At 28.2% G+C, this 13,689-nt stretch carries 10 protein-coding genes; all 10 read right to left on the bottom strand.

Annotated features, from left to right (window positions below):
- Positions 1 to 9 precede the first annotated feature (9 nt).
- Positions 10 to 1,482 (bottom strand): coproporphyrinogen dehydrogenase HemZ, encoded by a 1,473-nt coding sequence (hemZ, locus tag CLPU_RS06270; protein WP_050354809.1) that lies wholly within the window; start codon positions 1,480 to 1,482, stop codon positions 10 to 12.
- A gap of 12 nt (positions 1,483 to 1,494) precedes the next feature.
- Positions 1,495 to 1,674: a hypothetical protein gene (locus tag CLPU_RS06265; RefSeq protein ID WP_050354808.1), complete on the bottom strand. Its 180-nt coding sequence runs from the start codon at positions 1,672 to 1,674 to the stop codon at positions 1,495 to 1,497.
- 61 nt (positions 1,675 to 1,735) lie between these two features.
- Entirely contained in the window at positions 1,736 to 2,353 is a 618-nt protein-coding gene (locus tag CLPU_RS06260) for an MBL fold metallo-hydrolase (RefSeq protein ID WP_050354807.1), read from the bottom strand.
- Positions 2,354 to 2,363: 10 nt separating this feature from the next.
- Positions 2,364 to 2,816 (bottom strand): D-aminoacyl-tRNA deacylase, encoded by a 453-nt coding sequence (gene dtd, locus CLPU_RS06255; protein WP_050354806.1) that lies wholly within the window; start codon positions 2,814 to 2,816, stop codon positions 2,364 to 2,366.
- A gap of 13 nt (positions 2,817 to 2,829) precedes the next feature.
- A complete protein-coding gene (locus CLPU_RS06250) occupies positions 2,830 to 4,986 on the bottom strand; it encodes a RelA/SpoT family protein (RefSeq protein WP_050354805.1) in 2,157 nt (718 codons plus the stop codon).
- A 98-nt stretch (positions 4,987 to 5,084) separates the two neighbouring features.
- Positions 5,085 to 5,597, bottom strand: coding sequence for an adenine phosphoribosyltransferase (locus tag CLPU_RS06245; protein WP_050354804.1), 513 nt, complete (start codon positions 5,595 to 5,597; stop codon positions 5,085 to 5,087).
- Positions 5,598 to 5,607: 10 nt separating this feature from the next.
- Positions 5,608 to 8,115 (bottom strand): single-stranded-DNA-specific exonuclease RecJ, encoded by a 2,508-nt coding sequence (gene recJ, locus CLPU_RS06240; protein WP_050354803.1) that lies wholly within the window; start codon positions 8,113 to 8,115, stop codon positions 5,608 to 5,610.
- 108 nt (positions 8,116 to 8,223) lie between these two features.
- On the bottom strand, positions 8,224 to 9,900 hold the full coding sequence (locus CLPU_RS06235; protein ID WP_050354802.1) for an ABC1 kinase family protein: 1,677 nt from the start codon (positions 9,898 to 9,900) through the stop codon (positions 8,224 to 8,226).
- 1,068 nt (positions 9,901 to 10,968) lie between these two features.
- The gene (locus CLPU_RS06230) at positions 10,969 to 12,570 is read right to left on the bottom strand and encodes a DUF4489 domain-containing protein (protein WP_050354801.1); all 1,602 of its coding nucleotides are present in this window, start codon (positions 12,568 to 12,570) and stop codon (positions 10,969 to 10,971) included.
- A 383-nt stretch (positions 12,571 to 12,953) separates the two neighbouring features.
- Entirely contained in the window at positions 12,954 to 13,490 is a 537-nt protein-coding gene (locus CLPU_RS06225; protein WP_050354800.1) for a DUF4489 domain-containing protein, read from the bottom strand.
- Between the last annotated feature and the right edge of the window lie 199 nt (positions 13,491 to 13,689).

Genomic DNA, 13,689 nt, shown 5'->3' with positions numbered 1-13,689 from the left:
TGTCAACATTTAGATATACTTAGACTTTCTTTCTATCATCTCATCTACTCTTTTTATATACTCCTCTAAGCTTTTAACATTAGGAACTCTTTCTAGTCTATCTTCTTTTGGAAAATATATCTTTGATGTTCCTCCAGCTCCTACTGCCATTATACTTTGCTTTTCTTCCATTATTAAAATATTATATATACATTCATTTTGGGGTGTTGTATATCCTACATTTTCAAAGTTGCCAAGTATTTGTTTTTGTCTATACATATAGTATGGTATCATTCCCATTTTTTTAGCATAATACTTGGTAATATTCAACATTTCTTCTATGATAGCTTGTTGGCCTAAGCTATAATTGTCTATGCTTTCTTTAAGCTTTGAAGCTCTTTTTATTGCCATAGTGTGAACAGTAAGATTTTCAGGCTTTAGCTTTTCTATTTCTCTCATAGTATATTCTATTTCTTTTAATCCTTCACCTGGTAATCCAACTATTAAGTCCATATTTATAACTTCAAAACCTATATCTTTAGCTAAGTTATAGGAAGTTATAATTTCTTCTGTCTTATGATCTCTTCCTATTAATCTTAACGTACTGTCATTCATAGTCTGTGGATTTATGCTTATTCTTTTTATGTTATTTGACTTAAGCATATTAAGCATTTCTCTATTTACAGTATCTGGTCTACCAGCCTCTACTGTAAACTCTTTAATATATTTTTCTCCAAAACACTCATATATTTTATTTATAATCTTATCAAGATTTTTAGGTGGAATAGCTGTAGGTGTTCCTCCACCTATATATACCGTATTTATTGTTTTGTTTTTAATGATTTTAGATAGTCCTTCTATTTCATATAGTAATTTTTCAGTATATGCATCTATCAGCTTTCCATATTTATCTGTAGAATTAGAAGGAAATGAACAATACAAACATCTAGTAGGACAAAAAGGAATACTTACATACAAGCTAAATTTATTTTCATCTATAGGGAATATAATATCTTTTTCTACCTCGGCAATATCTATAATCAAATTTGCCTTTTCAGAATTAAGCTTATATTGATTCAACAATACATTTTTTATTTCGTTCTTATCATAACCTTTAAAAATAAGATCATGTACTATTTTTGTAGGCCTTATACCTGTAAGTATACCCCAAGGAACTTTAACATTAGTTATTTTTGTTAAAGCATCGAATATACTTGTCTTTATTCCTGTCTTTATTATTTTCTTAGTATCATTAACTTTAATATCTATTAAATCTATATTATTTATTAACGTTTGACTTATACATTCATTGTTCTTCACTATTTTAGTTTCTATATAATAGTTATTGTTTTTAATTCCTAATATATTTTCTATGAAAAGGCTTTGGTTATCTACCAAAGCCTTTTCATCTATAAAGTTAATTTCTTCATTAAAATAAAATAATTTTAACAATGCATTAACTTCATATTTAAAATCATGTCCATTTAAATAAACATATATCATAATAAAATCCCCTTAAAAATCTCTTCTATGTTGCTCTAGTAATTCATCTATGTATGACTTAGGAATACCTAATTCTTCAGCCATTTCTTTGTCTTTTAGTCCTTTATTTTTTAAGAGAATCAAATCGTTTATCTCTAAATCCCTTACTTGCTCCTCATAATACTCTTCATTATTCCTATGGAAGCCTTTCATAAAAAACCCTCCTAAAGATATTTTCCATTATTTTGCCTCATATCTCTAAGAGTATTCTATATTATCTTAAAAAAGGATTTGTTAATTTTTCTTCTCCTATAGTTGTAGATATACCATGGCCTGGATGTATCAGAGTATTTCCTTCATATTTTAATAGTTTAGTTTTTATAGAATTTATAATATCATTAGAACTTCCATACAGATCAGTTCTTCCAACTGAACCTTTAAACAAAGTATCTCCTGTTAGAATATCTTTGTCTATTTTCAAACATATGCATCCTTGAGTATGTCCTGGTGTATGGATTACTTCAACTTTAATTTTTCCAAATTCTATAATATCTCCATCTTCTAAAAGTTTATCTGGATTAATTATAACTTCTTCAATTGGCATAGACGCAGACAAATTTTTAGAAGGATCTAAAAGCAACTCTTCATCATTCTTATGAATCAATATAGGACATCCATATACTTCTTTTAGTTTTGGAACACCTGCTATATGATCTCCATGCCCATGTGTCAAAACTATATATTTAATTTTAAATTCATTTTCTTCAAGCACTTTTATAATATCTTCAGCTTCTCCACCTGGATCTACAACTATTGATTCTTTACTATCCTCACAAGTTACTATATAACAGTTAGCTCCATATACTCCTAACGACATCCTTTTTAAAAGCACATAATCCCCCCTAGAATCCTTTATTACTATCTAACAATATTGTTACTGGTCCATCATTTACTAAACTAACATCCATATTTGCCCCAAAAATGCCTGTATCAACTTTATTCAGACCTAAGTTTTTACATTTTTCTATAAAGTCTAAATATAATTCTTCAGCCATTTTAGGATGAGCCGCATTAGTAAAGTTTGGCCTTTTTCCCTTTCTAACATCACCAAATAATGTGAATTGAGACACTATCAAAAGTTCTCCCTTAATATCTATCAATGATAAATTCATCTTTTCATTTTCATCTTCAAATATTCTTAAATTTGAAATTTTATCACTTAAATATTTTACATCTGATTCACTATCTTCATTTCCAACTCCTAGTAAAACAAGTAGCCCTTTTTTTATAGATCCTACAATTTCATCATTTACTGTAACCTTAGCCTCAGAAACTCTTTGTACTACCGCTCTCATATTTTCACTCCTCTTAGGTGATTACCCTGTATACGTCTATTACTCCACTTAATGCTTTTATCTTTCTCATAAGATTAGTTAATTGCTCAACATCTTTTATTTCAAGTGTCATGTTTATAATTATTATTCTTTCTTTACTTGTTCTTGCATTTAAAGAATTTACTGACAATTTTGCATCTGTCAAAAGCTGTGTTATTTCTGTTAAAAGTCCTGTTCTGTCAGTAGCCTTAATTTGTATTTCTGCATTATAAGATGTTTTCTTGTCAGAAGCCCATTCAACATCAATGAACCTTTCATTTATATTAAGTTCAGCAATATTTGGACAGTCTCTTCTATGAACAGAAACTCCTCTACCTCTGGTAACATACCCCACTATGTCATCTCCAGGAACAGGACTACAGCATCTTGAAAATCTAACTTTAATATTATCTATTCCTTTTATACTTACACCTTGATTAGGTGTACGAGATTTCTTTTCGTTAACATGATGACTTATTTCTTCTTTAGGTTCTGTCTTAATATCATAGTATTCTCGATAAAATTCTTTAAGTCTTGTTGTAACCTGTGATAGAGTTATACTTCCATATCCTAGAGCTGCATATAAATCATCTATATTGTTAAAGCTTAGTTTTTTGCTTATTTGTTTTAACCAATCTTCTTTTAGTATTTCAGTTAGTTTAAATCCTTGTCTTTTAACCTCTTTCTCTAATAACTCTTTTCCTTTATTTAAATTTTGATCACGCTCTTCTTTTTTGAACCATTGCTTTATTTTAGCTTTCGCTTGACTACTTTTTACTAGCTTTAACCAGTCTCTACTTGGTCCCGCACTATTAGGCGATGTTAATATCTCTATTATATTTCCATTTTTTATTTTAAAATCTATAGGTACTATTCTTCCGTCAACTTTTGCTCCAACACAATTATTTCCTACTGCCGTATGAACTCTATAAGCAAAATCTATAGGAGTAGATCCTGCTGGCAAATTAATTACATCTCCCTTAGGAGTAAACACAAATACTTCATCATTAAAAAAGTCTATTTTTAATGATTCCATAAACTCTTTAGGATCTTTTAAATCTTTTTGCCATTCTAATAGTTGTCTAAGCCATGAAAGCTTATTTTCAAAATCAGTACTCTTATCTACTCCCTCTTTATACTTCCAATGAGCTGCTATACCATATTCAGCTATTTTGTGCATTTCAAAAGTTCTAATTTGAATTTCAAAAGGTTCCCCTCTTGGTCCTATAACAGTTGTATGGAGAGATTGATACATATTTGGTTTAGGAACTGCTATATAGTCCTTAAATCTTCCTGGTATTGGCTTCCATAGTGTATGGACTATTCCTAATACACCATAACAATCTTTAACATTGTCTACTATAACTCTTATCGCAGTTAAATCAAATATCTGCTCGAAATTTTTGTTTTGATATACCATTTTTCTATATATACTATAGAAATGTTTTGGACGCCCACTTATTTCACTAGTTATTTCCATTTCATCCAGCTTATCTTTTAATACCTTTATCAAGTTATTTATATAAGCTTCTCTTTCTTTTCTTTTTTTAGATACTTTTTCTACCAATTCATAATACCCTTCAGGATCTATATATCTTAAAGCAATATCTTCCAGTTCCCATTTTATTTTAGAAATTCCAAGTCTATGAGCTATAGGTGCATATATTTCTAATGTTTCTAAAGCTTTTTCTTTTCGCTTAGCCTCTGGCATATAGTCAAGAGTCCTAGCGTTATGCAGTCTGTCAGCTAATTTTATAATAATAACTCTTATATCTTTTGACATTGCTATTATCATTTTTCTTAAGTTTTCAACTTGGTTTTCTTCTTTAGTTCTAAACTTAAGTTTTTTTAATTTAGTTACTCCATCTACTAAATTAGCAATTTCTTCACTAAATTCATCAGCAAGAACTTCAAAAGTAACATCTGTATCTTCTAAAACATCGTGCAAAAGCCCTGCTGAGATAGTAGCAACGTCCATATGAAGATCCGCTAGTATCATAGCGACATTAAATGGATGAATAAAATACTCTTCCCCAGACCTTCTTAATTGTCCTTCGTGAGCTTTTTCAGCATATTTATAAGCTTTTATTACTTGTCCTATATCTCCTTGGGGGTTATATTCTTTTATCTTAGATATTAGTTTTTCTAGCAATTTACTCAACCTCTCACTAAAGTCTACTTATGCCTAAAATTATATAAATATAGTATACCACAGTCAGCTCAATTCAAAGCCATTTAATAAAATTTTATTTAATATTTTATTATTGATTCAACTTTGTAGCCTTTAAGTACTTCTCTTCCATTTAAAAATTCGAGTTCTATAAGAAAATCAAAACCTACTACTTCTCCACCTAAAGTCTCTACCATTTTAGCCACAGAATATGAAGTTCCTCCTGTAGCTAATAGATCATCAACAATAAGAACTCTATTTCCCTTTGATATGGCATCTTTATGCATTTCAAGAGTATCCGTACCATATTCAAGTTCATATTCATATTTTATAGTATCTGATGGAAGTTTTCCTAACTTTCTAACTGGTACAAATCCTGCATTAAGTTCATAAGCTAAAGGTGCACCTATTATAAATCCTCTTGCTTCAGCTCCTACTATAATATCTATTTTTTCATTTTTAAATTTATTAGCCATTTGTTTTATACATTCTTTAAAGGCTTCTTTATCCTTTAAAAGAGTTGTTATGTCTTTAAAGTCTATACCTTCCTTCGGAAAGTTTTGTACACTTCTAATCTTATTTCTTAAATCCATAGTATTCCTCCTAGGCGTTATAATATTGACTAAAGTACTTTTCAACATCGTAAATCTTATTTAACATTTCATTTACACTTTTATATTTAGGAAGAGCCTGTATATCTATTTTATTTTTCGGTTTTTCTAACATCATAACGTATAGATATCCTCCATCTATTTTATAATCAATAAGAATTGCTTGTTTTAAAATTTCCAATGAATTTTGCAACTTTCTTATATTTAGGTTATATTCATTTCTAGCATTAATATTCATTATATATTTATCAATATCTATTTTAAGCTTTTCTCCTTTACCAACAAAGGACTTGTATATAGTTCTTATTTCAGATATATCTGGAACCAAACTTTTAACAATTTTTCTATTGAATTTTAAATCTTCTTCAGTTAATAGTATCTTAAGCTTTTCATTACTCTTAACCACTATTTCATGAAGATAATCCTTATCAAAACATAAATCATATAAAATTATATTTTCATATTTTCTAAAATCTATATCTTCTACATTTGGATTAAGTAGTATAGAATTGTTATTCTCATTATCTAAATTTAAATAACTAATAAATGTCTTTTTTATTAAATCTCTGCCTTCAAATCTTATATCATTTATTATTTCTATAAAATTAATATAGTTGTTCACTATAATTAGCGTATTATTTTCATTTTTTATATATTTTATCACTTTTTCTCTTCTTAGTTCCTTGTCTAATATTTCAATTTTATCAACTTTTATCTGGTTATCAAAGTGTACATTTGAAGGATTTTCACATTCTAATTTATTATAGAATTCTTCATTTAAATCTTCTATATCATATGGAATTATAATATCTTTTATATTAAGTTGAACACTTAGTTTATTTTGAAAATCATTAATATCTAAATTGACAACTAGATCAATTACATCATTGATAGATATATTTTCTATATAATATCCCATATTAAATCCTATACATTCGCTTATCAATCCGTCTTTTTCTACAGTCATTTTTAAATGATTACTATCTTTTCCTACAGTTCTTATATACTTTATATTTACTCCTTTATATAAAAATATAGGAGTAGAGTTCTCTATCCCAAAGGGTTCTAAAAGCTTTAATTCATTTACAGTTTTAATGGATATTTCTTTTTTTTCTAGTTCTCCATCTACTATTATCTCAGGAATCATGTCAATATCACTAAGTAAATCATTTGCTATACTATTTATTCTCTTTCTAAATTCCTTAATATTTTCTTCTTCTATTGATAGTCCTGCTGCTTGACTGTGCCCTCCAAACTTTAAAAGAAGATCTTCACATCCTGATAATCCTTCATAAATATTAAATGTAGGAATACTCCTAGCTGAACCTCTACCTTCTCCACCTTCAATAGAAATCAAAACTGAAGGTTTCCCATATTTTTCAGTTATTCTAGAAGATACTATTCCGATTACTCCCATATGCCAGTTTTCAGATGCAAGAACTATTATCTTATCTTTTTCTAAGTTTATTTCTCTTTTAATCAGCTCTTCGGCTTCATCAAGTATATTTTTTTCTATAATCTGCCTTTTTGTATTTTCTTCGTCTAATTTTTTAGAAATATTCAAAGCTTCATTATAATCTTTGGATATAAAAAGTTCTACGCCATATTTAGCAAATCCTATTCTTCCTGTTGCGTTTATTCTTGGACCTATTACAAATCCAATATGTCCACTAGATATTTTCTTATTTTTAAGACCTGTAGTTTCTATCAATGCTCTTATGCCTAAATTATTAGTTTCATGTATAATATCTAGACCACTTTTTACTATTATTCTATTTTCTCCTGTTAAAGAAACAACATCTGCTACAGTTCCTATAGCAGCTATAGGAAGTATTTCGTTATAATTTATATCTTTTGCTAACTTAATTGATAACGCTTGTACAAGTTTTAATGCTACTCCTACTCCGGCTAATTTATTAAATGGATAAGAACTATCTTTTCTGTTAGGATTTATCACTGCTATCGCATTTGGTATGTTTTCTTGACATGTATGATGATCTGTTATTATTATATCTATTCCTAAACTATTACAATAATCTACTACATCAAATGAAGTTATCCCACAGTCTACAGTAATTATAAGATTTCCTCCATTTTCCTTTATGTGATCTATGGCTTCCTTATTAAGTCCATACCCTTCCGACATTCTATATGGTATATAATAATCTATTTCGTATTCTATATCAGAAAAAAATATTTTTAGTATAGATGTACTAGTAATACCATCTACATCATAATCTCCATATATCCAAATATTTTCATTATTTTCTAAAGCCTCTATAATTCTTTCACTAGCTTTATCCATATCATTTAATAAAAAAGGATCATGAAAATCCTTTATATCCGGCTCTAAAAATATTTTGCATTTTTCAATATCCTTAAGTCCTCTATTTAGAAGAACTCTAGAAGCTAGCTTTGAAATATTAAGTTCTTTATGTATCCTATCTATTTCTTCTTCTTCACATCTTAATACTTTTACTATTTTATTTAGTTCTATCATTGAACTTTCTCCCTTAATGAAAATATAATTACATTATATCTTATAGTAATTTTCTATTCAATAAATATCATGTACCTCATTGAATAATCTCTGAAATATATTGTTCTATTATTTGTTCTTTTTTCTTTCTAATAATATTGATAATAAAAGTCCAAAACCTAAAACTACTCCTCCTAAATATCCCACTATTCCAAAAGCAGATATACCATATATTTTAGGGTTTATATCAGAATGAATAACTATTGAAGACCCTACTATTATAGCTGCTGTCAAAATACTTAAAGATGTTCTTGTAGTCATGTTGTTTACTTCTTCTTCTAGTTGTTTAAGTCCCTCTTGTTTCATGGTTATCTTTATCTGATTTTTTTCTATTTTACTTAGTATAGTATTTATCTGTCTAGGTAAATCTTTAAGTCCCTCATATATTTCAAATGATATTTTTGATGCTTTCATAAGACCTTTATTTAATTTTAATTTTTTCTTACTTATCTCCCTTATTGTTTCCTCAGATATTTCAGAAAAACTAAAATTAGGATCAAGCTTTCTAGATGTACCTTCTATTGTTATTAGAGATTTTATTAAAAGTGTAAGCTGAGACGGTATCTTAAGTTTATGTTTATAAGATATTAACAATATCTCATTGAGAGCTTCTCCAAAATTTATTCTATTGATAGGCAAGTCAAAATAGTATGTTATGATATAATATATATCCTTTCTTAAATCTAATTCATCAGTTTCTGTAGTAATAGCATCCACCTTAAAAAGAGTATCTACTATTTTATTTACGTCTTTTTCTTGGCTAGATTTAAGAAGAGATATAATGAAGCTAAGCATACCGTCATCCATATATCCTACTATTCCAAAATCTATAAAGCCTATTTTTTCTTTATCAACTATCAATATATTCCCTGGATGAGGATCTCCATGAAATAAACCATGTATAAAAACTTGCTCCATAAAGAGACTTGCTCCTATTTTTCCTATTTTACTTTTATCCCAATTTCTTCTTTCTATCTCCTCTATATCACTTATTTTTATTCCTTTAATTTCTTCCATAACAACTACTCTTTTAGTAGTATAATCCCAATATATTTTAGGAATCACGGCATTTTTATTATCTTTAAAATTTTCTCCAAATTTGTGTGCATTTTGAGCCTCATATGTGTAATCTAGCTCTTTGTGTATTGAATATGAAAGCTCTCTTATTATATCCACAGCTCTTATCATTCCTGTTTTATTAAATCTTTCATCTACGATATGTGCCATACTATGTAAAACTTCCATATCTTTTTTTATTATTTTAGCTATATTTGGTCTTTGAATCTTGATTACAACATTTTCTTTATTTTTTAAAGTTCCTCTATATACTTGACCTATAGATGCTGCGGCAATAGGTTTTTGATCAAAAATTTCAAAAACTTCATCTATTGTTTTTCCGGTTTCATCATAAAAAATTTCTTTTGCAGTTTCAAAGCTAAATTCTTTTACCTTATCTTGTAGATACATAAGCTCTTCAACTATATCTTCTGGCAATAAGTCATATCTTGTACTTAATATTTGTCCTAATTTCACAAATGTAGGTCCTAATTCTTCTAAAGCCATCCTTATTCTTTGACCTCTTGTATACTTTTTACTTACTCTTAATATCTTTGTAAAAAATAAACTTCTAATAGGACTATCTATATTTATCTGCTCTACTAACATCGTAAAACCATATTTTGATAACACATATAATATTTCTCTATATCTTTTTATATTTCTATGCTTTCTCCCGAATATTTCCATAAGATATTACACCTCTCAATATTAACTCTTTAGTATATAGTATTATTACCATAACTTTAGTATATTTTACTTCTTTAATCTACTTATATACTTATATTATCATCATAAATATATATAGGTATAAAAAATATATTTAAAAATTAAAAAAACTTTTAAAATAGTTTTAAGAAGCTTTTTGTGATATAAAGAATCTATTTCTCCATTATAACAATTTTTAATACTCTAAATAACGCTAAATCACATGTGTCAAAACATAGTTTTTTAAATTATGGACGAAAAACTCACACCATTTGTATTTAAATATGTTATTATACATCAAGAAATAATATATTAGCATGACAATTCAGCAATTGATAATAATCAGTATTAAACTAGATATTTCTGATTTTTTCACAATCTACTGGAACCCAATGTTCTTTATCTTGTTTAGTTTTCTCTTTCTTTGTTTTATGTACAGATCTTCTATAATTATCATAAGAACCACTTGTATTATAGCATTATAATTATCTGACATATCCTAACCTTCTTCCTAACAAAATTTCAATATCTTTAGGTACTTTATTAATACTTATTTCTTAGCAAGTAGTGAATTTGATACTTGTTAATATTGAAAATTCTTAGAATTGATAGAATGGGTAATAATTCTATAGTTTTTCCTTTTATTCTATAAATATAGTAGTTTGAAAATATTCATTGGAGTAATAAAATATAAAGGCAACTGGAATTAAAATTCATGAAAGAATAGTTGATGATATTTAAGGTAAGTTAAACATTTGTATTTCTGTATAATATTTTTCTAAGTTACTTATAATATTAATGTTTATTATATTTACATTCTATTGGAAATCAATATTCATTTATTCATTTTCTTTTTTAGGTTAATATTTCATGTTTTATATATGCTACTTGTATAATAAGAATTACTTAAACTATAGTTTAAGTAATTCTTATTATTATCTGACATATTCTATTTTTCTTCTTTAAAAGTTTCAATGAGAATTATTCAATATAATTTCACTTGTTATTTTTTTAAGCTTAGATTAAATATATATTCTTGAAATTTTCTTATTAACATTCATCATCGCATTCTCCTGCAATTAGTGAAATCCCTCCTTGAACAACATCAAAAAATGGTGTTTCTGTTTCTGGAGGATTTATAGCTTCTATTGTTATTCTATATGTGCAACATTTTGAACAACATTCAATATGATCACAAACTACAAAAGCAACTGGAATTGAAGATCCTGGAGCAATAACTGATAATATAGGTAGATTAATTGATTGCACTTCTGTTTCACTACCATTATCACAACGTCTAAATACTCTAAATGTTATTACTGTGCCAGGTGGAATCTCTGAAGCAGAAGCTATAATTATAGCCGAAATCTCTAACTGTACACATGTCTTTTTAAAGCAATCCAAGTCTGTTACTGATATAGTTCCTATAGTTGTTGGAACTGGAATAACAGGTAAATCTCCATCAATAGGAATAGCATTTATGCCAGTTGTTCCTATAAGACTATTACATCTAAATTTATTTTTTTCAGGTTCACAGTCTACATCGCATTCTCCTGCTATTAATGAGATTCCTCCTTGGCCAACTTCAAAAGCTGATGAAGCTCCTACATCCCCTTTAGCTTCTAGTGTTACTCTATATGTGCAACAATTTGAACAACATTCAATAAAATCACAAACTAAAAGATCAACTGGAAATGAAGATCCCGGAAGAAGAATTGTTACTAAGTTAAATGCTCTTACTTCTGTTTCACTACCATTATCACAGCGTCTAAATACCCTTAATGTTGCTAGTATTGAAATCCCAGTAGTCAACAAAGCTGTAATTATAAATGAAATTTTTAACTGTACACATGATTTTTTAAAGCAACTTAATTCTGTAACTCTTATAGTTCCTATAGTTATTGGAGTAGGTATAGTAGCTTCGAATATGCTAGGAGCATTTATACTACTTGCTCCTATAAGACTGTTACATCTGAATTTAATTTTTTCAGGCTTACAATCTACTTCTTCGAAATATTGATGTTTATGATTATTACATTCATTATCACACTCCCTTGCTATTAGTGAGATTCCTCCTTGACTAACAGTAAGAGCCATTGCAATTGGAAATGGTCCTATAGCTTCTACTGTTACTCTATACGTGCAACAGTTCGAAGAACATGCAATATTATCACAAATCGTAAAAGAAACTGGGGTTGAAGCTAACGGAATAGTAGCTATATCTCCTAAAGATACATTAAATGATTGTACTTCTGTTTCACTACCATTATCACAACGTCTAAATACTCTAAATATTACTGTTGTGTTAATACTAATAAAACTAATTGTTACAATTACAGCTGAAACATTTAGCTGTACACATGGCCTTTTAAAACAACATAAGTCTGTTACTGATATAGTTCCTATAGTCATAGGAGTTTGAAGAGTAGCGTCATTTATATCGATGACGTTTATTCCAGTCGTTCCTGTAAGATTACTACATTTAAATTTAATTTTTTCAGGATTGCAGTCTATCTTTTCACAACATTCTGTTTTTTTAAAACACTTATTATATTTATGCTCATCACATTCTATTGAAAGTCCATGTTTATTGTCTTGTTCAATTTTCTCTTTCTTTGTTTTATATACAGGTCTTTTATAGTCATCTGACATATTCTAACCTCCTTCCTAGCAAAATTTCAATATCGTTAGGTATTTTATCAACACGCATTTCTTATAAGTAGTAAATTTCATACTTGTTACAATAGTATTTCTCTAAGGTAATTACAATGTTGATATTTACAATTTATATATTTACATTCTATTTAGAGTTTATATTCATTTTCTTTTGTTGGATTACTATTTCATGTTTTATATATGATACTTATATAATCATGATAAGAATTACTTAAACTACAGTTTAAGTAATTCTTATCATGATCTAACAGATTCTATTTTTCTTTTCCAAAAATTTCAATAAGGATTATTCAACATAATTTTACTTGTTATCAATTTTCAAAGATCTTAGATTAAAGATGCTTTTCTAAAGTTTTCTATTAACATCTACTTCCTGCTATTAGTGTAATAGCTCCACCACTAACATTGAATCCTGATGCTAATGCTAATGTTGCTGTAGCTTCTACTGTTACTCTATATGTGCAACATCGTGAAGCACAAAGACCACAATCACATACTGAATGACTAACTGGTATTGTAGTTCCTACTACACCTAAGACTGTCTGTGTTAATTGTAATGAATCTACTTCGACTTCTTGAGAATCATTTGAACAACGTCTAAATACTCTAAATGTTATTACTGTTCCTATAGCAATAATCCCTGTAAACGTTATTAGTGTTGTAAACTGTATATTTACACAGCCTACTGACATACAACTTAAATCTGCTGTTATAGTTCCTATTGTTGTAGGAGTTACCACACTACCTATAGCAATGACTGGTACACCCATTGCTCCTGTGATAGGGTTACACTCAAATATAGTTTCACTAGTTCTACAACAGTCTTGTCTACAACATGACCTGCAACATGATACCTCTTCACCAAAATTGCAGAAGTTCCCACAGCATCTCGACACTTTACATACTCCCTTTTTTAAAAATTTTATTAGGAACTATACCTAGGTATAGTTCCTTTTTTTATCTTTAACAAATATATTAATCTATATTGTCAAGTATCTTATTATTAACATCCATCTCCTGCAAGTAATGAAATTCCTCCCTGACCAACATTGATAGCTGATGCTACTGCTACCGCTGCTGTAGCTTCTACTGTTA

The sequence above is a fragment of the Gottschalkia purinilytica genome (assembly GCF_001190785.1).
Taxonomy (GTDB): Bacteria; Bacillota; Clostridia; order Tissierellales; family Gottschalkiaceae; genus Gottschalkia_A; species Gottschalkia_A purinilytica.
Note: the sequence above shows the minus strand (reverse complement) of the source record. Positions and strands in the feature narration are given on the sequence as shown.

Excerpts from the sequence above, each read along its gene's own strand:
- CLPU_RS06230 (WP_050354801.1), bottom strand. The coding sequence starts at position 12,570 with ATGTCAGATGACTATAAAAGACCTGTATATAAAACAAAGAAAGAGAAA.
- hemZ (WP_050354809.1), bottom strand. The coding sequence starts at position 1,482 with ATGATATATGTTTATTTAAATGGACATGATTTTAAATATGAAGTTAAT.
- CLPU_RS06245 (WP_050354804.1), bottom strand. The coding sequence starts at position 5,597 with ATGGATTTAAGAAATAAGATTAGAAGTGTACAAAACTTTCCGAAGGAA.
- CLPU_RS06235 (WP_050354802.1), bottom strand. The coding sequence starts at position 9,900 with ATGGAAATATTCGGGAGAAAGCATAGAAATATAAAAAGATATAGAGAA.
- dtd (WP_050354806.1), bottom strand. The coding sequence starts at position 2,816 with ATGAGAGCGGTAGTACAAAGAGTTTCTGAGGCTAAGGTTACAGTAAAT.
- recJ (WP_050354803.1), bottom strand. The coding sequence starts at position 8,115 with ATGATAGAACTAAATAAAATAGTAAAAGTATTAAGATGTGAAGAAGAA.
- CLPU_RS06265 (WP_050354808.1), bottom strand. The coding sequence starts at position 1,674 with ATGAAAGGCTTCCATAGGAATAATGAAGAGTATTATGAGGAGCAAGTA.